Raw genomic sequence first — 18,549 nt, 5'->3', positions numbered from 1 at the left:
AAGGGGGTGACAAGCTCGTCTCCCGTTTACACATTTCCGGGGAAACTCATTGACGTAACGCAAAGCAAATCCGCATCACCGCGCATATTTGTCTTCGCAGAAGCCAGTATGAGCGCTAACGGAGGCTCAAATGACGTTCAGGACGATCCTCACAGTCACCGGCCCAGACCAGGAATTCGACGACCTCAGGCACGCGGCCGACATGTGCGAAAGCGCCGGAGCACATCTTGCCGTCCTGGTGGTGGGGATGGCCTCCCCTCCGCCCGTCGGCCTCTACACGGCCGCGGTGGTGTCGGACGCCTGGGTGCAGGAGCGCGGAAATGACGAGAAGCGTGTGGCCGACCGAGCACGGGCCATCACCGAATTCCTCGCCAGCAAGCGGATCTCGTCGGATGTAGCGACCGCTTTTACCGAAGTCGCCTTTGCCGACGAAGCAATCGGCCGCCGCGCCCGCTATGCCGACCTCACCGTGCTTGGCCCGGAGACGCTTGGCTCGGAAGAGCTCGGCCCGAAGGCGCTCGAGGGCGCGCTGTTTGCGTCCGGCCGCCCGCTGCTGATCCTCCCGAAGGATGCCAATGCGACTCTGAATCCGAAGCGCGTCGTGATTGGCTGGGACGCGCGGGTCGAGGCCGCACGTGCCGTGCGCGAAGCGCTTCAGATCCTCGTCGCCGCCGAGGACGTGCGCCTGCTGCTGGTCGATCCGCGCGAGGGCGAGAACGGCCATGGCGCCGAGCCAGGCGCGGATGCTGCCCGGTATCTCGCCCGCCACGGCGTCAAGACGACGGTCGAACGGCTGCCAAGCCTGGGCAAGCCGGTTGCGGACATCATCCGCCGCTATACGCGCGATGTGGGCGCGGACATGCTGGTCATGGGCGCGTACGGCCATTCCCGCATGCGCGAGAAGATCTTTGGCGGCGTCACCAGGTCGATGCTGGAAGCGCCGGCGCTGCCGACCTTCCTTGCCCGCTAGGGTTGTTCCTCGACGTCAATGGCCTCTCGCCCGGTCACCCGGTCGATATGGATCCGGAAGAAGGTATGCGGCGACTGGTCCGTCACCGGGGGTAGCTCGGGTTTCAGCGCCCCCGGCTCCCACCAGTCCGAGTACTTGCTGAGCAGCGTCCACGCCCGTTCTCGAAGCGTCTTGTGCCCGATCCGGTCGGGCAGCTCCTCGAAGCTGCCTTCGGCCATCGCGCTCTTCCAGCTGCGCCCGCTGCCGGTCTCCTCAACCAGAAGCGCCACCTTCGGGTTCGCGCGCATGATGTCGAGCTTGCGCCCCGGCAGAGTGAACGCATAGGCGTGCCCTTCCGCATAGGCATAGAAGATGGTGACGACATAGGGCTGGCCGTCCAGCGAGCAGCCAAGCCGCGCCACCCGCTTCGCCTCGATCAGGCTGATGCATTGATTGTGGGTCAGTTCCCGGATGATCATCATCGCCTCCTCTTCATTGTCCGAGTAGTGGCAGCTCGAATTCTCGCCGCGGGCGGCTAAAGACTCTCCGCCCGGCGCTGCAGTCGACACGCCCGCTGCCATTGTCACTCGATAGTGCGCGCAAGGATAGTGAACGTCGCTTCTGATCCGGCGGCCTTGACGCTCGTCAATCGTGTCGGCCCGCCCCGCAGTTCAAAAATGGCAGTTTACCGCCGATGTCATCAAGGTCGATAAATCGTTCATCGACCGGATCGGCGCGAATGACGGCAAGGCGCCCGCGGTGATCGACGCCGTGCTGCAGATGGCGAACCGCCTCGACATGGTGCCGGTCGCGGAAGGCATCAAGACAGGCGCCAAGCAGCTCACCTCTGCGCATGCGGTTGCACGCTCGGTCCGTTTTCTTCAGCCGGCTGGTCGCTGGGTCCAAAGTCCCTGCACTGCTTGAAGAGAACGGCGCATCTGTGCTTCGTACGCGCCGCGGCCAACCAAAGCCCCACCGGAGGCGTACTCGACACGCGGTATACAGAAGCAGTCACGTTGGCGTTCGTCGGCGTAATACCTCATACCAAAAGAGAATCGCCGCTCCTCGGAGAGGAACGACGATGCTGAAATGCTGTCCGAGAAGCCGGCCCGTCTTTGGGTTCAATCCTTCCAGATCGTATGGCTCTGCTCGCGCATGAACTGTGGCAGGTAGAAGGGGCCGAGCCCGCCCTTGCCGGACAGGCCCGAGCCTTTCCAGCCGCAGAAGGTCTGGATGCCGGGCCATGCGCCGGTCGTTGCGCCGCTGGCGCGATTGACGTAGAGCGCGCCGGCCTGTGCCCTGTCGAGGAAGAGGTCGATTTCGGCCTGGTCGCTCGCATAGCAGCCTGCGGTGAGGCCATAGGCGACGGCATTGCCGTCGGCGATAGCCGCTTCAAGGTCGTCAAAGACCTGAACCGTCAGGAACGGCAGGAACAGCTCGTCGCGGTGAAGCGCATGGTCTGCCGGCAGGCTGTCGACGATGGTTGGCTCGACATAGAAGCCGTGATCGTAGATGCCGCCGGAGAGCCTGTTGCCTCCCGCAAGGATGCGTCCGTCGCGCGCCGCTTCGGCGCTCGCCTTCTCGAAGCGGCGGAATGCTGCCTCGTTGATGATCGGGCCCATGAAGATGTCGCGGCCGCAAGGATCACCTATGCGGATCGACTTCGTCAGCGCCACCAGCCGGTCAGCGAAGGCGTCGCGAATGCTGGAATGGACATAGACTCTGGAGCCCGCCGAACACTTCTGGCCCTGGAGGCCGAAGGCCGAGCGCATCATGCCCTGCGCCGCGCGCTCGACATCGGCGGAAGCGGCGACATAAGTCGGGTTCTTGCCACCCATCTCGGCGATCACCGGGCGATTGAAGACGCCGCTCGCGACCTTCCGAAGCATCTCGGAGCCGACCTTGTGGCTGCCCGTAAAGGCAAAGCCGTCAAAGCCCGGATGATCGACCATCGCCTGTCCGGTGCTGCCGTCGCCGCAGATCATGTTGAGAACGCCGGCCGGAAGCCCGGCAGCATCGGCAGCCCGCATGATGAGGGCCCCCGTCAGCCCCGCAAACTCGCTCGGCTTGTAGACGACCGTGTTGCCGGCGATCAGCGCGCTCGACAGCATGCCGACCGACAGTGCCAGCGGGAAGTTGAACGGCGCGATCACGCCGAAGACGCCGTAGGGGCGTAGCCGGTCGCTGGTCTCTTCATTATCGAACGCACGTTGAAGCGGGCGAACAAAGCCGTTGTTTTCCTCCATCTGCGCGCCGTAGTAGCGCACGAGGTCGATCGCCTCCTCGGCCTCGCCCATTGCTTCAAGCCGCGACTTGCCGACCTCGATGAGACAGGCGGCGGCGAGCTCGAACTTTTCCTTTTCGAGCTGGTCGGCAAAGCGGCGCATCGCAACGAGGCGCTCCTGCCACGGCATCGCGCCCCACGATTTCTGAGCGGTGCGGGCAGCGGCAACGGCACGTTCGACGACCGCGGCGTCTGCGCGGTGGAAGCGGCCAAGCAGGATACGGTTGTCGATAGGCGAGAAGGCTTCGTAGCTCGCCCCTGCAGCAAGATCCTCGCCGCCAATGCGATGCGGCCAGGTCTGACCGAGGAGTTCTGCGCGCACCTTCGCGATCACCGTGTCGAGCAGATCATGGACGCCGGAAAAATCGGCCTGGATGTTGGAATAGGTGACGCGCGGCAGTGCGGTCTGAGACATGTGAAAAATCCTTGATCGAACCTCTGGCGAGTGTCAGGCGCTGGCCCGGGCCGGCGCGTGCGTATTGCGGTCGAACGTGTCCGGCGTAACGCCTTCCGTGCGCAGGATGTGCTTTTGCACCTTGCCGGAGGCGGTTTTCGGCAGCTCATCCAGCACGCGAACGTAGCGCGGGACCATGAAGTGCGGCAGCGTCCTCGTCAGTTCTTCCGTAACCGCCACCGGATCGATGGTGGCGCCTTCGACCGGTGTCACGACGATCAGCACCTCGTCCTCGCTGAACTCGGACGGCACCGCGACGGCGGCGCATTCACGGATCGTCGGAATGTTCAGCACCTCGCTTTCAAGCGCGAAGGACGAGATGTTCTCGCCGCGGCGACGGATCACGTCCTTGAGGCGGTCGACGAAGAAGTAGGTGCCGTCCGTATCGCGGCGGAAGCCGTCGCCGGTGTGGAACCAGCCGTTGCGCATCGCCTCAACGGTGGCCTTCGGATTGTTGTAATAACCGCGCATCAGCGCCCACGGACGGTGGGTGCGCACGATGAGCTCGCCAACCTGTCCGTCCGGTACCTCGACATCGTTCTCGTCGACGATGCGCAGTTCATACCAGGGGCGCGGCTTGCCAGCGATGCCCTTGGCCGTGATGCCAGGACCAGCAACCATTGGCGAGGAAATCTCCGTCATGTTGTAGATGGTCCAGGCGTCGACTCCGAAACGCTCGGCAAACAGCGGACCGTCTTCGCCGAAAGGAGTGATGAAGGCGCGGCGCAGCGGATGGTTCTTGTCGTCCGGGGACAGCGGCTGCTTCAGCAGGAAGCTCGCCATCACGCCCAGCAACAGGCAGTAGGTCGAGCCGGTGTCGCGCACGGCCTGCCAGAAGGTTCCGGTCTTGAACTCGCGCATCATGCCGATGGAGAGGCCCCGCGCCAGCATGGCGTAGACATAGAGCGTCGAGCCGCAGTGGAAAATCGGGCCGCAGATCATGCAGCGGTCGTCCTCGTCGACGCAGTCGAATGCATCCGGACCCATGGTGTAGAGCTGCGTGTAGCTGCTCATCACGCCCTTGGCGTTTCCGGTCGTGCCGGACGTATACATGATGGCGTAGAGATCCCACGGCTCGATCGGGCTGGAGAGCTCAAGCAGGCTCGCGTCTTCGTCTGCCGGGTCTTCCAGCTGGCGAACGTCAAGCCCGGCAACTGGCTGCGCCTCACCCTCGACGACCAGCACGGTCTTCACCTTGCCCGGAGCGACTTCGCTGAGGCGCTCGACCAGCGGGGAAGCCGCAACAAGAAGCGGCGCGTCAGCGTCTTCAAGAATGTGCTCGAGCACGCGACCGCGGGCTGCCGTGTTGATTGGCACGTAGACCGCGCCGAGATAGTTGATGGCGAACCAGGTGCAGAGCAGGTCGGGGCCGTTGCCCATCATGCACAGCACGTGGTCGCCGCGCTTCACCCCCGCGCGGGCGAGCGTGGTGGCGCGCAGGCGCACGCGCCGCAGCGTTTCGGCGTAACTCCATGCGTCGCCCGGCCAGAACTGCACGAACGGCGCCTCGGGCCGCTCGGCCGCGTAGGTCTCTAGTATGTAACGGAGCACCGCTCGGTTGCGGTCGAGTGCCGGATCCGATGCGCAGACTGTACCGGTCGTCATGTCCTCTCCTTCCGAAGGCCTCAGGGCATTTCAAAGCCGCTGGGCTCCTCCCCAGTCGCTATGTGCCCGACGAAAATATGCCTTGCAATCCCGAAAACAGATATGCAACATACTCGGTAGTATGTCAAAGCGGTTTATGAGGAACCGCGCATCGGCTGGGGTCTTGGGAGGGCCAATGACGGCAGTAGTGACGTCCGTTGAGGGCAAGGTAGCGACGGTTCGTTTCGACCGTGGCGGCAAGGCGAATGCCCTGAACTCGGAACTCATCCGCGGACTGGAAACGGCCGCCATCGATGTGGGCCAGCGTGCCGACGTTGCCACCGTCGTTCTGACGGGCGCAGCCGGAATCTTCGCCGCCGGGGTCGACCTCAAGGACGATCAGCTCTGGAAGACGGGCGCTGGCGACGTGGAACGCGCGCAGGCGATGAACGCCGGCGGGCGCATGACCGATGCCTGGAGGCAGGTGCCGCAGCCCGTGATCGCCGCGATCGAGGGCCCCGCCATTGGCGGCGGTGCGATTCTGGCGCTCACCGCGGATTTCCGCGTCATGGCCGCTTCTTCCTATATGCGCTTTCCGGAAGTGCGTCTTGGCATGACGCTGGGCTGGGGCGGCTTGCCGCTCCTGGTCGAGCGTGTTGGCTCGTCGCGCGCAAAGCGCATCCTGTTCTGCGACGAGAAGATCGGCGCGGAGGAAGCCCTGTCGCTTGGCCTCTGCGACCGCATCGTTGAGGACGGCGCCGCCGTAGCCGCCGCCTGCGATTGGGCGGCCGAACTTGCCGAAATCCCTGCGCTCGCCCTGCGGATGACCAAGTCCGCCATTGACGGGCACGCCCGCCAGAACTGGGCGGCGTGGAGCGAGGCTGATCAGTTCTATCTGTCGCGGCGAATTCTCGAAGAAGCCAGCCGCTAATCAAGACGGGGTCGGGCGGGAGCACGGCATCCGGGCATCAGGCACATCTGTGCCTTAAGGAGGAGCATGAGAATGAAGAATTTGAAGACCATCATCCTGTCGACGGTGTTCACGCTGTCGGCAACCGCCGCCTTCGCGGATCCGTACCGTATCGGCGTTCTGACGGACATGTCCGGCATGAACTACGACCTCGCGGGCCAGGGCTCCGTCGTCGCAGCGCAGATGGCCGTTGAGGATTTCGGTGGCAAGCTGCTGGGCGAGGACATCGAGGTCATCGTCGGCGACCACCAGAACAAGCCGGATGTCGGCTCGACCCTCGCACGTACCTGGATCGACGAGCAGAACGTCGTCGCCGTTGTCGACGTGCCGACCTCGTCGGTGGCCATGGCCGTTCAGGAAATCACCCGCCAGAAGGACACCGCGTTCCTGATCTCGACCGCCGGCTCGTCGGCGCTCACCGCCGAAGCCTGCTCGGCGTCGACGGCGCAGTGGACCTGGGACACCTATGCGCTCGCCAACGGCACCGGCCGCGCGCTCACGCAGGGCGGCGCAAAGAAGTGGTACTTCATCACTGTCGACTACACCTTCGGCCATGCGCTCGAGGCTGACACCACTCAGGCTGTGACCGCAGCTGGGGGCGAGGTCATCGGTTCCGTCCGCCATCCGCGCGAGACCACCGACTTCTCGTCCTACATCCTGCAGGCGCAGGCTTCCGGCGCAGACGTGATCGCGCTCGCCAACTCGTCGGGCGACACCATGACGGCGCTGAAGCAGATGCAGGAATTCGGCATCACCGAGGCTGGCCAGAAGGTCGCCGGCATGCTGCTGTTCCTCACCGACGTCCAGGGCGTTGGTCTCGACATCGCGCAGGACCTGACGCTCACCACCGCCTTCTACTGGGACATGGACGATGCGACCCGCGAGTGGTCGGCACGCTACAGCGAGCGCATGGAAGGCAAGAAGCCGACCATGGTCCACGCCGGCGTCTACTCGGCCGTCATGAACTACCTGAAGGCTGCGGAAGCTTCCGGCCAGGCCAAGAGCGGCTCGAAGGTCATGGAGACCATGCGCGGCATGGACATCAACGACTTCTTCAACCGCAATGCCTACCTGCGTGAAGACGGCCGCGTCGTGCACGACATGTTCCTCGTCCGCGTGAAGAAGCCGTCCGAGTCCACCTCCGAGGGCGACCTCTACGAGGTTCTCGCCACGATCCCGGGCAACGAGGCGTTCGCTTCGCTCGAAAACAGCACCTGCCCGCTCGTCAAGAAGTGATCCCAGCGACCATGACCACTCATCCAGCCGCGGCTCCTGCCGATGCTGGCGCGCCCCGTGCCGTTCTCTCGGCACGGGGGCTGACCAAGCGCTTCGGACCGTTCCTCGCCGTCAACAACGTCGACATCGACGTCTGCCACGGTCGGATCCACGCGCTGATCGGCCCCAACGGCGCCGGCAAGAGCACCGTGTTCAACCTGTTGACCAAGTTCCTCAAGCCCACTGCGGGTCGCATCGTGCTCGATGGGACCGACATCACGGCGATGGATCCGGCCAGCGTGGCGCGGATGGGCATGGTCAGGTCGTTCCAGATCTCCGCCACCTTTGGCGACATGACGCTGCTGGACAACGTCCGCGTTGCCCTGCAGCGGCCGAACAACCTGTCGCGACAGTTCTGGCGCTCGCTGATTAGCCTTGACCGGCTCAACCGGCAGGCGATGGAACTGCTGGACCGCGTCGGCCTTGCCGACATGGCGCACCTTCGCGCCAACAACCTTTCCTACGGACGAAAGCGTGCGCTTGAAATCGCGACGACGCTGGCCCTCGAGCCGCGCGTCCTACTCCTCGACGAACCGCTGGCCGGCATGGGCCAGGAGGACGTCGAGCACATGGCAAAGCTTATCAAGACCGTCTCGCGCGACTGCGCGCTGCTGATGGTCGAGCACAATCTCAAGGTCGTCGGCGATATTGGCGACGACATCACCGTGCTGCAGCGGGGCGAGATCCTGGCGCGCGGCGACTACGCGACCGTCAGCGCCGATCCGCGCGTGCGCGAAGCATATATGGGTTCCGAAGATGACAGCCACTGATACGCTGACTGCGCCCGCAAAGGCTGCGCGCGGCGGCGGCGCGGCACCGCAGCTCAAGGTGCGCAAGCTGGAAGCCTGGTACGGCGAGAGCCATGCGCTGCATGGAGTCGACCTCGACGTCTACCCCGGCGAGACCGTCACACTGCTTGGCCGCAACGGCGTCGGAAAGACAACCACGCTGCGCGCCATCATGGGCATCATCCGCAAGCGCAAGGGCGAGGTCGAGTTCGAGCAGAAGTCGATCATGCGCGTGCCATTGCACCGCATCGCCCATGCGGGCCTCGGCTTCGTTCCGGAAGAGCGCGGCATCTTCGCGAGCCTGACCGTTGAGGAAAACCTGACCCTGCCGCCGGTCGTGGCCAGGGGTGGCATGAGCATCGAGAAGATTTATGAGATCTTCCCGAACCTGCTCGAGCGCCGCACCAGCCCGGGCACGAAGCTTTCGGGTGGCGAGCAGCAGATGCTCGCGATCGCCCGCATCCTGCGCACCGGCGTGCGCCTGATCCTCCTGGATGAGCCGACCGAGGGGCTTGCTCCGGTGATCGTCGAGCGTATCGGCGAGGTGCTGAAAGTGCTCAAGGCGCACGGCGTCAGCGTGCTGCTCGTCGAGCAGAACTTCCGCTTTGCATCGCGCATTGCCGACCATTTCTACGTGATGGACCACGGCCAGGTGATCGACAGTTTCTCGGTCTCGGAACTGCCGTCCCGCACCGAGGCACTCAATACGGCCCTGGGGGTGTGAGACCATGACCACCATTTTCGGAGTGGCGCTGCCCGTCCTCACGGGCCAGTTCCTGATCGGTCTGATCAACGGTTCCTTCTATGCGCTGCTGTCGCTCGGCCTCGCCGTGATCTTCGGCCTGCTGCGCATCGTCAATTTCGCCCACGGCGCGTTCTACATGCTGGGCGCGTTTGCGGCATGGATGCTGCTCAATTACGCCGGCATCGGCTACTGGGGCGCGTTGTTCCTGGCGCCGCTGGTTGTTGCTGTGGTGGGCATGGTGATCGAACGCACGATGCTGCGCGCGCTCTACGGCCTCGACCATCTCTATGGCCTGCTGTTCACCTTCGGCCTTGCCCTGCTGCTCGAAGGCGGATTCCGCCACTACTTCGGCACGTCCGGCCAGCCCTATGCGGCACCGGAGGCGCTGCGCGGCGCCACCAACATTGGCTTCATGGTGCTGCCGAACTATCGCGGCTGGGTGGTTCTTGCCTCGCTGGTGGTATGCCTTGGCACCTGGGCGATCATCGAGAAGACGAAGATCGGCGCGTACCTGCGCGCGGCAACCGAGAATTCAACTCTCGTCCAGGCCTTCGGCGTCAACGTGCCGGTGCTGCTCACGCTGACCTACGGCTTCGGCTGCGCCCTGGCCGGCGTTGCTGGCGTGCTTGCCGCGCCGCTGTTCCAGGTCAGCCCGCTGATGGGCTCGAACCTCATCATCATCGTCTTTGCGGTCGTCGTCATTGGCGGCATGGGCTCGATCCTCGGCGCGATCGTCACCGGCTACATGCTCGGCATCGTCGAGGGCCTGTGCAAGGTCTTCTACCCCGAAGCCGCCAACATCGTCGTCTTCGTCATCATGGCCATCGTGCTCCTGCTGCGCCCGGCCGGTCTTTTCGGAAAGGACAGCTGACATGTCCGCGACACACGCCGACACCATCGTCATGCCCACCCGCAAGAGCCCGGTTCCCGCGATCACCTTCGCAGGCCTGATCCTGATCCTCGCGATCCTGCCGGCTTTCGTCTACCCGATATTCGTGATGAAGCTGCTTTGCTTCGTCCTGTTCGCAGCGGCATTCAACTTGCTGCTCGGCTACACGGGGCTGCTGTCCTTCGGCCACGCGGCCTTCTTCGGCGGAGCAGCCTATGTGACGGCACACGCCCTGAAGGTCTGGCAGGTGACGCCCGAACTCGCGATCATCGCGGGCGTGGTGACCTCTATCGTGCTTGGCCTCATCATCGGTGTTGTGGCCATCCGCCGGCAGGGCATCTACTTCGCGATGATCACGCTCGCGATGGCGCAGATGTTCTACTTCTTCTGCCTGCAGGCCCCGTTCACCAACGGCGAGGACGGCATTCAGGGCTTCTCGCGCGGCAACCTGTTCGGGATCATCGATCTCAACGAGACGATGAACCTCTACTACTTCATCGCCGCGGTTTCGGTGCTCTCGCTGGCCCTGATCTGGCGTATCGTCAACTCGCCGTTCGGCCAGATCCTCCGCGCCATCCGCGAAAACGAGCCTCGCACGATCTCGCTCGGCTATTCGGCCCAGCGCTTTAAGCTCGCAGCCTTCGTGATGTCCGCCGGTCTCACTGGTCTTGCCGGCGCGCTCAAGGCGCTGCTGTTCCAGTTCGCGACTCTGGCCGACGTTGCCTGGCAGATGTCGGGTGAAGTCATCCTGATGACGCTGATCGGCGGTATCGGCACTATGGCAGGTCCCGTCGTCGGCGCGGGCATCCTCGTCGGCATGCAGAACTTCCTCGCCACTTCCGGCCTGCCGGTGACGATGGTGCTGGGCGGCACGTTCATGATCTGCGTGCTTCTCTTCCGCCGTGGCGTCGTTGGCGAGTTCCTCCACCTCCTGGAGCGCCGCAAGGGATGACCGACCGCCGCGCGGCCGCAACCTTTACCCGGGCGGATGTCGTCCGCCCGGAATGGGTCGATTACAACGGTCACATGGGCGACTTCGCCTATGCAATCGCCTTTTCCCAGACGGTAACGGCCTTCATGGACGTCATCGGCATCGACCGGACCTACCGGGATGCAACGTCTTCCACGCTCTACACGCTCGACATGCGCATCGGCTACCAGCGCGAGTGCCACGAAGGCCTGGCGCTCGAGCTGACGCTGCATGTGCTGGCGGCGGACGCCAAGCGCATGCATCTCTACCTCGAAATGCATGATGGCGATGGCAACCTCTTAGCCTGGAACGAGCAGGTGCAGCTGCATGTCTCCCGCGCTTCGGGCCTGCCGAAGGCGGCGGCGTTCCCGGAGGATATCGCGGCGCGGATCAAGGAAGCTGCTCAAAAAGCCCCCGCAATCCCGCCGCTCGCGCATATCGAGAAGCGGATCGGCCTCGGCAAATAGTTGAAAAAATCAATCAGACAAACGGAAGGGCCGGCGGATCGCTCCGCCGGCCCTTCTTCTTGTAGGTCGTAAACGTATCAGAGCACTTCGAACAGGCCAGCTGCGCCCATGCCGCCACCAACGCACATGGTGACGACAACGTAGCGGGCACCACGGCGCTTGCCCTCGATCAGCGCGTGACCGACCATGCGCGCACCCGACATGCCATAGGGGTGCCCAATCGAGATCGCACCGCCATCGACGTTGAGCAGCTCGTTCGGGATGCCGAGCTGGTCGCGGGACGGGATAACCTGCGCTGCAAAGGCCTCGTTCAGCTCCCACAGGCCGATATCCTCGACCTTGAGGTTGTGCTGGGCAAGCAGCTTGCGCACCGCCGGAACCGGACCGATGCCCATTTCCTCGGGACCAACGCCCGCGACGGCGATGCCACGGTAGAGGCCGAGCGGCGTCAGGCCGCGCTTCTCCGCTTCGCTACGTTCCATCAGCACTGAAGCCGACGCGCCGTCAGACAGCTGCGAGGCATTGCCGGCGGTGATGAAGCGGCCTTCGGCAATACGCTGGCCATCGCGGAAAACCGGCTTGAGGCCCGCCAGGCTTTCGAGCGTCGTTTCCGGGCGGTTGCCCTCGTCCTTGGCGAGCGTGACTTCCTTCTCGGAAACCGCGCCGGTCGCCTTGTCGGTGACCTGCATGATCGTCGTCAGCGCGACGATCTCGTCATCGAAGCGTCCCGCTGCCTGCGCGCCGGCGGTGCGCTGCTGCGACTGAAGGGCATACTCGTCCTGCGCCTCGCGGCTGACGCCATAGCGGTCAGCGACGATTTCAGCCGTCTCGAGCATCGTCATGTAGGTCTGCGGCAGGTTAGCGTCGATCCAGGGATCGCGCCAGTTTGTGACGTTCATCTGCGCGTTCTGGACCAGCGAAATCTGCTCCACGCCACCGCCAATCGTGACCTGCATGCCATCGGAAATGATCTGCTTGGCGGCAATGGCAATCGCCATCAGGCCCGACGCGCACTGGCGGTCAACGCTCTGGCCGGGAACCGTCACCGGCAGGCCGGCGCGCAGAAGGCCTGTGCGGGCGATGTTCATGTGGGTCGTACCCTGCTGCAGGGCTGCACCGACGACCACATCCTCGATCTCAGCCGGGTCTACGCCAGCGCGCTTGACCGCGTGTTCAATCGCGTGGCCGATCAGGCGCGGCGCGGTCGTCGCATTGAACGCACCACGATACGCCTTCCCGATCGGCGTGCGCGCGGTGGAGACGATTACTGCTTCTCTCATCTGCTTCTCCCAAAATCAGTTGTCGTCAGGCGCCGCCAGCGCCTTGGCGCAGGCAAGAAGCTTGTCGGTCAGTTCGATCGGCCGGCGGGTCTGCCGGTCGACATAGACATGCACGTAGGTTCCGCGCGCAGCGCAGAACTCCGCGCCGGCAGAGAACAGGCCGAACCCCCAGGTGAGGCTGGTGCGCCCCACCTTCTCGACCCGGGCCCCAACCCAGAGCCGGGTTGGGAAGTTGATCTCGCTGAAGAACTCGGCGCCGTTCTTCACGACAAGGCCGATCGGATCGGTTGCTTCCGGCGAAAGATCCAGCGCGCCATAGTCGATCAGCGCCATGTTCAGGGCGGTATCAAAGTACTTCAGGTAGGCCACGTTGTTGACGTGGCCGTAGATGTCACAGTCCTCCCACTGCAGCACCGTCTCCTGATGCCAGGGATAGGCGCTGCGGGGAAGAGGATAGAGACGTTCGCTCATCTATCAGGCCTGGCCGAGGGCTTTCCGCGCATTCTCGATGATGCGGTCGACGTGGCGCAGGCCTTCCGCCGGCTCGATCGGAGAAGAGATATCGGCAATGCGATCGAAGTTCGCGGCGACGTCGTCCGGCGTCAGCGACTTGCCGGCAAAGCAGACGCCCTCGCTTTCAACGACGGCAAGGCGCGCAACCGTGCCGGCGCCGGCCAGCAGTGCGGTGCGCGACGGCGCGTCCCGGCTGACAAGCCATACCGCAGCCGGCGACACGAGTTCGGGAGCAAGCATCTGCAGCATCTCGTCGCTCATCATGTCGCCGGTCATGCGGGTGGCTGCCGTCGGGAGGATGGCATTCACATGAATTCCGTACTTCGCGCCCTCAAGGTGCAGCGTGTTCATCAGGCCGAGCAGCGCCATTTTCGCCGCGCCGTAGTTGGACTGGCCGAAATTGCCGTAGGCGCCGGAGGTGGAGGAGGTCACTAGGATGCGGCCGTAGTTCTGCTCACGCATCACGCCCCAGACCGCCTTAGTCGCGATCGTCGTGCCCATCAGGTGCACGTCGACAACGGCGCGGAAGTCATCCATCGTCACCTTGGCGAAGGTCTTGTCGCGCAGGATGCCGGCATTGTTGATGAGAGCGTCGACGCGTCCGAATTCGTTCAGCGTGCGCTCCACCATCGCCTCCATGTCGGCCTCGGAGGTAACATTGCCGCCGTCGGCGATTGCACGGCCGCCAGCCTCCCGGATCTCGCGCACGACAGCCTCGGCCGCTGCGGTCGATCCGCCAGTGCCGTCACGCGAGCCGCCAAAATCGTTGACGACGACCGCCGCGCCGTGCGCGGCCAGCATCAGCGCATGCGAGCGCCCCAGCCCGCCACCTGCGCCGGTGACGATGGCAACCTGATCCTTGAAGCTGACGGCCATTAATTCTCTCCTTCCACTACCAGAACCAGCCATTCCGCGATGACGGCCGGCTTCTGAATTCCTTCGATCTCAACTTCCACCGCAAAGCGCCGGAGCTTTCCGCCACCCTTTGGCTCTTCGGAGACGAGCGTGAACTTGCCGCGCAGACGCGATCCGACCGGCACAGGCGTCAGGAACCGGATCTTGTCGAATCCGTAGTTCACCTCGACAACGCCGGGCGCAGGCAAGGGCATGGCGCTATGCGTGAAATGGGTAAGCAGCGACAGCGACAGGAAGCCATGGGCGATCGTGCCGCCATATGGGCCTTCGGCCTTCGCGCGCTCCGGATCCACGTGAATGAACTGATGATCCAGAATCGCGTCGGCGAACCGGTCCACGAACGGCTGATCCACAGTGATCCACTCCGAGATCAACGGTTCGTTCTGGCGGGTCAGTTCATTCATGTGGCTATCCTCTCCCTCAACCTCTGCCGCGTAATCGACAATTGCAACATACCCAGTAGTATGTTTAATGGCAGACGTCTAGCGTTTCGCGTAGCAACTGTTGGGCGCTGAGCAATTGCGTCCCTTATGCAAATCCGCTGATATGCAGGCGGGAGAGAGAATTTTGGAGGATTTGATGGCCAACGCGCGGCTCGATGAGGGAGACAAGCGCGAACTGAGCGAAGCAGAAGCTCTTGTGGAAGCCGATCGTCCGCGCCGCCCAACTCGCGCGCGACGGAAGAACGCCGACGGGGAGCCTGCCGACAACAACATCGACATTCTCGACGTTGCCGCCCAGTGCTTCATGGAAATGGGCTTTCAGGGAGCGAGTATCGATGACGTTGCTCGCCGGCTCGGCGCCACCAAGGGACGCATCTACCACTACTACCGCTCCAAGACCGATCTGTTCTTCGACGTCCACCGCGAAGGGATGCGCCGCCTCAACGAAGCGGTTCACGCCGCGATGCAGACGGGCAGCACCGGCCGCGAAACGCTGCACGCAATGCTTGAGGCGCATGCCCTGACCATGCTGCAGAACATCGCGTACCTCGCCGTCGTCGTGCAGGGCGTACACATGCATCGCCTCGGCGCAACGACGCTCGCGCAGCGCCAGGTGCTGGACGAGATCATGGCGATCCGCCGCGACTTCGAGCACCTGTTCATAGACGTCTTCCGCCGAGGTCAGGAGGACGGCAGCATCCGCGCCGAAAACGCCTCCATCGCCGTCAAGGGCATGCTGGGCGCAGTCAACTGGACCGCGATCTGGTACCGTCCGCGCTCCGGCGAAACACTCGAACACAAGCAGAAGATCGCGCGCGAGCTGGCGACCCGCCAGGTCGAGGGCATCATCTGACGCCGCAATCTCCTTCAGAAATTCGCGTCCGGCAGCCGCCGGAATATCCCAGGGAATGCAGCCATGACTTCTACCCCATTCTCTTTCACCACGGTCGGGCAGATCCACGTCGAGTGGGGCGCCGCCGCCAGGCTCGGCGAACTCCTCGGCAACTGGTTCCCCGCCCGCAACTTGCTGCTCGTGACTGACGGCGGCCTCCACAAGGCAGGCGTACTTGAACCTGCCAAGGCGTCGCTCGCCGCCGCTGGCTTCAAGGTCACCGTGTTCGATGCGGTCGTCGCCGATCCCCCCGAGCAGGTGTTGCTCGACTGCGTTGCACAAGGCCGCACGGCGGACGCAGACATCGTCATCGGCATCGGCGGCGGCTCGTCCATGGACGTCGCCAAGCTCGCCGCGGTGATGCTGGTTAGCGAACAGCCGCTGTCCGAACTCTACGGCATCGGCAAGGTGCAGGGCTCGCGCCTGCCGCTGGTGCAGGTGCCTACGACGGCCGGAACCGGCTCGGAAGTCACCAACATCACGATCCTGACTCGGCCCGACCATTCGAAGATGGGCGTCGTCGCCGACCAGCTCTATGCTGACCGTGTGCTGCTCGACGCCGAGCTCACCGTTGGTTTGCCCGCGCTGCACACCGCGGCGACCGGCATTGACGCAATGGTGCATGCGATCGAAGCCTATACCAGCAAGCACAAGAAGAACCCGCTGTCGGACGCGGCTGCGCGCGAGGCGCTTCACCTCCTCTCATCCAACCTCGTCGCCGCCTGCAAGAACGGCGCGGACCGGGATGCGCGCGAGGCAATGCTGATCGGCGCGCTGCTTGCCGGCCAGGCGTTCGCCAACGCGCCGGTCGCGGCGGTCCACGCCCTCGCCTACCCGCTAGGTGGCCGTTACCACATTCCGCATGGACTCTCGAACGCGCTGATGCTGCAGCCGGTGCTCGAGTTCAACATGAAGGCTGCCGCGCCGCTCTATGCCGAACTCGCAACAGCCGTCGGCGCAGACGTTGCGCAGGATGCAGGATACGAGGCAAAGGCCCAGGCCTTCGTGAAGCGGCTGATCGAACTGATGGATGGCTCCGGCGCGCCGCGTCGCCTGCGTGATGCCGGCGTTGCCGAAGAGATGCTGCCGCAGCTTGCTGCCGATGCGATGCTGCAGACCCGCCTTCTCGGCAACAATCCGGTCGAAGTGACCGAAGCAGACGCGCTCGCTCTCTATCGCGCGGCGTTCTGACGCCTGCAACGGGACAGCACTCCCCCGCTGAGGCTGCGGACGGGGCCCCTCGTCCGCACCACTTTCATCAGCATGTTCCGAGGATACCATGAGCACTTTCGAGACGCCAAAGTCGGCCAGCCTGTATGAGCGCGCCAAGCAGGTGATGCCGGGCGGCAATACGCGCCATACGGTCTTCCGCGCGCCCTACCAGATCTATGCCGAACGCGGCGAAGGCTGCCGCATCATCGACATCGACGGCAACAGCCGCATCGACGCCGTCGGCAACTTCACCTCGCTGATCCACGGCTATGGCTGCGAAGCCATCAAGGCCGCCGCGCGGGAGCAGCTGGAGAAGGGCTTCTGTTTCGGCATGGCGACGCCCGGCGAGGTGCGGCTGTCCGAAATCCTCGTCGAGCGCCTGCCTTCGGTCGAGCATGTGCGGTACTGCAACTCCGGCACCGAGGCAGTCATGAATGCCGTGAAAGTCGCGCGTGCCTTCACCGGTCGTGCCAAGATCGCCAAGTGCGAAGGCGCCTATCACGGCACCTATGATGTGGTGGAAACCAGCCAGGAGGCGCGGCCGGAGAACTGGGGCGACCTCGACGCGCCGAAATCGGTGCCAACGGCCGCTGGCACCCCGCAGGGCGTTTTGGATGACGTCGTCGTCATCCCGTTCAACAATGTCGAGCTTGGCGAAAAGATACTGCGCGCCAAGGGCAACGACCTCGCCGGTGTCCTGGTCGACGTGATGCCGAACCGCGCCGGCCTGGTTCCGGCGACCCCAGAATTCCTCGAGATGCTCCGTCGCGTCACGAAAGAGATCGGCGCACTGCTCATCTTCGACGAGGTGATCACCTTCCGCCTTGGCTATAACGGCGCGCAGGGGCGCTATGGCATCAATCCGGATGTCACTGCGCTCGGCAAGATCATCGGCGGCGGCTTCCCGATCGGCGCGGTCGCCGGCCGCAAGGATGTGTTGGCCGTCTACGACCCGACGAATGGCGCACCGAAAGTGCAGCACGGCGGCACCTTCAGCGCCAATCCGATGTCGATGATGGCCGGCATTGCTGCAATGGAAGCCCTGACGCCGGAAGCCTTTGCCCATCTCGAAGCGCTCGGCGACCGCTTTGAAGCCAAAATCGCCACAGTCTTCGAGGAACTCGGCATTGAAGCGCAGGTGACTGGCCTTGGCTCGCTGCGCCGTATCCATCTGAACAAGGCAAGGCTCTCCGATTTCCGCTCAACGGTGCTCGCAAGCGCCGACGGTGCGAAGAAGGTCGCGGCGCTGGCCCGCCTTCTGTTCGACGAAGGCGTGATCATCGCGTCGAATGGCCTCGTCTGCTTCTCAACGCCGATGACCTTCGACGACATCGACGAGATCGTCGAGGCCTTCGCCCGCGCATTGCCGAGGCTGGCGGAGCCCTGAATCGTTTCCACCCTAGATCCATCCCGCAGCCGCTGAACGCGGCTGCCTTCTTTTTCTTTTTTAGCGAGACAGACATGCTGCCCCTGAAAGATCCGGGACTTTTGCGCGACAAGTGCCTCGTCAACGGCGAGTGGGTCGAGGCCCGCTCGGGCAAGACGGTGGACGTGACCAATCCGGCAACCGGCGAGCTGATCGCCCGCGTGCCGTCGCTCTCGGCCGAAGAGGTCGAGGAAGCCATTTCCCATGCCGACGCCGCCTTCCGCCCCTGGGCAAAGCGCCCGGCCAAGGAGCGCTCGGCGATCCTGCGCAAGTGGTTCGACCTGATGGTCGAGCATGCCGACGACCTTGCGGTGATCCTCACCAGCGAGCAGGGCAAGCCGGTGGCGGAAGCCCGCGGCGAGATCATGTACGCCGCCTCCTTCGTCGAATGGTTCGCCGAGGAAGCCAAGCGCGTCTACGGCGACACCATTCCCGCCCCGCAGGCCGACAAGCGCATCACCGTCATCCGCCAGCCGGTGGGCGTCACCGCTGC

General features: G+C 64.1%; 20 protein-coding genes. 13 read left to right on the top strand and 7 right to left on the bottom strand.

Features of this window, described 5'->3' with window-relative positions; genetic code table 11:
- Positions 1-130: 130 nt before the first annotated feature.
- Complete coding sequence (locus tag L630_RS0116490; protein WP_024849335.1) at positions 131-970, top strand: universal stress protein; 840 nt, start codon at positions 131-133, stop codon at positions 968-970.
- Here L630_RS0116490 and L630_RS0116485 read toward each other — a convergent pair.
- Positions 967-1,530 (bottom strand): pyridoxamine 5'-phosphate oxidase family protein, encoded by a 564-nt coding sequence (locus L630_RS0116485; protein ID WP_348602317.1) that lies wholly within the window; start codon positions 1,528-1,530, stop codon positions 967-969. The two genes, L630_RS0116490 and L630_RS0116485, sit on opposite strands and share 4 nt — an antisense overlap.
- A 70-nt stretch (positions 1,531-1,600) precedes the next feature.
- Between L630_RS0116485 and L630_RS0116480 the strand changes: the two genes are divergently transcribed.
- The gene (locus L630_RS0116480; RefSeq protein ID WP_024849333.1) at positions 1,601-1,873 is read left to right on the top strand and encodes an EAL domain-containing protein; all 273 of its coding nucleotides are present in this window, start codon (positions 1,601-1,603) and stop codon (positions 1,871-1,873) included.
- A 197-nt stretch (positions 1,874-2,070) separates the two neighbouring features.
- Here the strand turns inward: L630_RS0116480 and L630_RS0116475 are convergent, their stop codons facing one another.
- Both L630_RS0116475 and L630_RS0116470 read right to left on the bottom strand, forming a co-directional pair.
- Complete coding sequence (locus tag L630_RS0116475; RefSeq protein ID WP_024849332.1) at positions 2,071-3,648, bottom strand: aldehyde dehydrogenase family protein; 1,578 nt, start codon at positions 3,646-3,648, stop codon at positions 2,071-2,073.
- Positions 3,649-3,681: 33 nt separating this feature from the next.
- Positions 3,682-5,292 carry an AMP-binding protein gene (locus L630_RS0116470; protein WP_024849331.1) on the bottom strand — a complete coding sequence of 537 codons (1,611 nt, stop codon included), beginning with the start codon at positions 5,290-5,292 and terminating at the stop codon, positions 3,682-3,684.
- A 175-nt stretch (positions 5,293-5,467) separates the two neighbouring features.
- Here L630_RS0116470 and L630_RS0116465 point away from each other — a divergent pair, with 175 nt between their 5' ends.
- The 7 genes from L630_RS0116465 to L630_RS0116435 all read left to right on the top strand — a co-directional run bounded on the left by L630_RS0116465 (position 5,468) and on the right by L630_RS0116435 (position 11,375).
- Positions 5,468-6,202: an enoyl-CoA hydratase/isomerase family protein gene (locus L630_RS0116465; RefSeq protein WP_024849330.1), complete on the top strand. Its 735-nt coding sequence runs from the start codon at positions 5,468-5,470 to the stop codon at positions 6,200-6,202.
- A 72-nt stretch (positions 6,203-6,274) separates the two neighbouring features.
- The gene (locus L630_RS0116460) at positions 6,275-7,477 is read left to right on the top strand and encodes an ABC transporter substrate-binding protein (RefSeq protein ID WP_024849329.1); all 1,203 of its coding nucleotides are present in this window, start codon (positions 6,275-6,277) and stop codon (positions 7,475-7,477) included.
- An 11-nt stretch (positions 7,478-7,488) separates the two neighbouring features.
- The gene (locus L630_RS0116455; RefSeq protein WP_024849328.1) at positions 7,489-8,286 is read left to right on the top strand and encodes an ABC transporter ATP-binding protein; all 798 of its coding nucleotides are present in this window, start codon (positions 7,489-7,491) and stop codon (positions 8,284-8,286) included.
- The gene (locus tag L630_RS0116450; RefSeq protein ID WP_024849327.1) at positions 8,273-9,028 is read left to right on the top strand and encodes an ABC transporter ATP-binding protein; all 756 of its coding nucleotides are present in this window, start codon (positions 8,273-8,275) and stop codon (positions 9,026-9,028) included. The genes L630_RS0116455 and L630_RS0116450 overlap by 14 nt, the downstream gene beginning before the upstream one ends.
- A 4-nt stretch (positions 9,029-9,032) precedes the next feature.
- On the top strand, positions 9,033-9,920 hold the full coding sequence (locus L630_RS0116445) for a branched-chain amino acid ABC transporter permease (protein WP_024849326.1): 888 nt from the start codon (positions 9,033-9,035) through the stop codon (positions 9,918-9,920).
- Positions 9,921-9,951: 31 nt separating this feature from the next.
- Positions 9,952-10,890, top strand: coding sequence for a branched-chain amino acid ABC transporter permease (locus L630_RS0116440; protein ID WP_245263776.1), 939 nt, complete (start codon positions 9,952-9,954; stop codon positions 10,888-10,890).
- Entirely contained in the window at positions 10,887-11,375 is a 489-nt protein-coding gene (locus L630_RS0116435; RefSeq protein WP_024849324.1) for a thioesterase family protein, read from the top strand. The genes L630_RS0116440 and L630_RS0116435 overlap by 4 nt, the downstream gene beginning before the upstream one ends.
- Before the next feature lie 77 nt (positions 11,376-11,452).
- On the opposite strand, the gene L630_RS0116430 is transcribed toward L630_RS0116435, so the two are convergent.
- From L630_RS0116430 to L630_RS0116415, 4 genes are read right to left on the bottom strand one after another with little or no spacing between them, the layout of a single operon-like run.
- On the bottom strand, positions 11,453-12,655 hold the full coding sequence (locus tag L630_RS0116430; protein WP_024849323.1) for an acetyl-CoA C-acyltransferase: 1,203 nt from the start codon (positions 12,653-12,655) through the stop codon (positions 11,453-11,455).
- 15 nt (positions 12,656-12,670) lie between these two features.
- Positions 12,671-13,126 (bottom strand): thioesterase family protein, encoded by a 456-nt coding sequence (locus tag L630_RS0116425; protein ID WP_024849322.1) that lies wholly within the window; start codon positions 13,124-13,126, stop codon positions 12,671-12,673.
- Between the two features lie 3 nt (positions 13,127-13,129).
- Positions 13,130-14,044 (bottom strand): SDR family NAD(P)-dependent oxidoreductase, encoded by a 915-nt coding sequence (locus tag L630_RS0116420; protein ID WP_024849321.1) that lies wholly within the window; start codon positions 14,042-14,044, stop codon positions 13,130-13,132.
- Positions 14,044-14,487: a MaoC family dehydratase gene (locus L630_RS0116415; RefSeq protein WP_024849320.1), complete on the bottom strand. Its 444-nt coding sequence runs from the start codon at positions 14,485-14,487 to the stop codon at positions 14,044-14,046. The genes L630_RS0116420 and L630_RS0116415 overlap by 1 nt, the downstream gene beginning before the upstream one ends.
- A gap of 175 nt (positions 14,488-14,662) precedes the next feature.
- On the opposite strand from L630_RS0116415, the gene L630_RS21650 reads away from it, so the two are divergent.
- The 4 genes from L630_RS21650 to L630_RS21645 form a co-directional block, all read left to right on the top strand.
- A complete protein-coding gene (locus L630_RS21650) occupies positions 14,663-15,379 on the top strand; it encodes a TetR/AcrR family transcriptional regulator (RefSeq protein WP_084466143.1) in 717 nt (238 codons plus the stop codon).
- Between the two features lie 63 nt (positions 15,380-15,442).
- On the top strand, positions 15,443-16,609 hold the full coding sequence (locus tag L630_RS0116405; RefSeq protein ID WP_024849354.1) for an iron-containing alcohol dehydrogenase: 1,167 nt from the start codon (positions 15,443-15,445) through the stop codon (positions 16,607-16,609).
- Positions 16,610-16,697: 88 nt separating this feature from the next.
- Positions 16,698-18,017 (top strand): aspartate aminotransferase family protein, encoded by a 1,320-nt coding sequence (locus L630_RS0116400; RefSeq protein WP_024849319.1) that lies wholly within the window; start codon positions 16,698-16,700, stop codon positions 18,015-18,017.
- A gap of 74 nt (positions 18,018-18,091) precedes the next feature.
- A partial coding sequence (locus L630_RS21645; protein ID WP_034330625.1) for an aldehyde dehydrogenase family protein occupies positions 18,092-18,549 on the top strand: 458 nt, incomplete at its 3' end.

Source organism: Aminobacter sp. J41 (genome assembly GCF_000526635.1).
Lineage (GTDB): Bacteria > Pseudomonadota > Alphaproteobacteria > Rhizobiales > Rhizobiaceae > Aerobium.
Note: the sequence above shows the minus strand (reverse complement) of the source record. Positions and strands in the feature narration are given on the sequence as shown.

What these genes read in the sequence shown, in the direction of transcription:
- L630_RS0116490 (WP_024849335.1), top strand. Translation starts at nt 131, where the DNA reads ATGACGTTCAGGACGATCCTCACAGTCACCGGCCCAGACCAGGAATTC.
- L630_RS0116485 (WP_348602317.1), bottom strand. Translation starts at nt 1,530, where the DNA reads ATGGCAGCGGGCGTGTCGACTGCAGCGCCGGGCGGAGAGTCTTTAGCC.
- L630_RS0116475 (WP_024849332.1), bottom strand. Translation starts at nt 3,648, where the DNA reads ATGTCTCAGACCGCACTGCCGCGCGTCACCTATTCCAACATCCAGGCC.
- L630_RS0116470 (WP_024849331.1), bottom strand. Translation starts at nt 5,292, where the DNA reads ATGACGACCGGTACAGTCTGCGCATCGGATCCGGCACTCGACCGCAAC.
- L630_RS0116465 (WP_024849330.1), top strand. Translation starts at nt 5,468, where the DNA reads ATGACGGCAGTAGTGACGTCCGTTGAGGGCAAGGTAGCGACGGTTCGT.
- L630_RS0116460 (WP_024849329.1), top strand. Translation starts at nt 6,275, where the DNA reads ATGAAGAATTTGAAGACCATCATCCTGTCGACGGTGTTCACGCTGTCG.
- L630_RS0116455 (WP_024849328.1), top strand. Translation starts at nt 7,489, where the DNA reads ATGACCACTCATCCAGCCGCGGCTCCTGCCGATGCTGGCGCGCCCCGT.
- L630_RS0116450 (WP_024849327.1), top strand. Translation starts at nt 8,273, where the DNA reads ATGACAGCCACTGATACGCTGACTGCGCCCGCAAAGGCTGCGCGCGGC.
- L630_RS0116445 (WP_024849326.1), top strand. Translation starts at nt 9,033, where the DNA reads ATGACCACCATTTTCGGAGTGGCGCTGCCCGTCCTCACGGGCCAGTTC.
- L630_RS0116440 (WP_245263776.1), top strand. Translation starts at nt 9,952, where the DNA reads ATGCCCACCCGCAAGAGCCCGGTTCCCGCGATCACCTTCGCAGGCCTG.
- L630_RS0116435 (WP_024849324.1), top strand. Translation starts at nt 10,887, where the DNA reads ATGACCGACCGCCGCGCGGCCGCAACCTTTACCCGGGCGGATGTCGTC.
- L630_RS0116430 (WP_024849323.1), bottom strand. Translation starts at nt 12,655, where the DNA reads ATGAGAGAAGCAGTAATCGTCTCCACCGCGCGCACGCCGATCGGGAAG.
- L630_RS0116425 (WP_024849322.1), bottom strand. Translation starts at nt 13,126, where the DNA reads ATGAGCGAACGTCTCTATCCTCTTCCCCGCAGCGCCTATCCCTGGCAT.
- L630_RS0116420 (WP_024849321.1), bottom strand. Translation starts at nt 14,044, where the DNA reads ATGGCCGTCAGCTTCAAGGATCAGGTTGCCATCGTCACCGGCGCAGGT.
- L630_RS0116415 (WP_024849320.1), bottom strand. Translation starts at nt 14,487, where the DNA reads ATGAATGAACTGACCCGCCAGAACGAACCGTTGATCTCGGAGTGGATC.
- L630_RS21650 (WP_084466143.1), top strand. Translation starts at nt 14,663, where the DNA reads ATGGCCAACGCGCGGCTCGATGAGGGAGACAAGCGCGAACTGAGCGAA.
- L630_RS0116405 (WP_024849354.1), top strand. Translation starts at nt 15,443, where the DNA reads ATGACTTCTACCCCATTCTCTTTCACCACGGTCGGGCAGATCCACGTC.
- L630_RS0116400 (WP_024849319.1), top strand. Translation starts at nt 16,698, where the DNA reads ATGAGCACTTTCGAGACGCCAAAGTCGGCCAGCCTGTATGAGCGCGCC.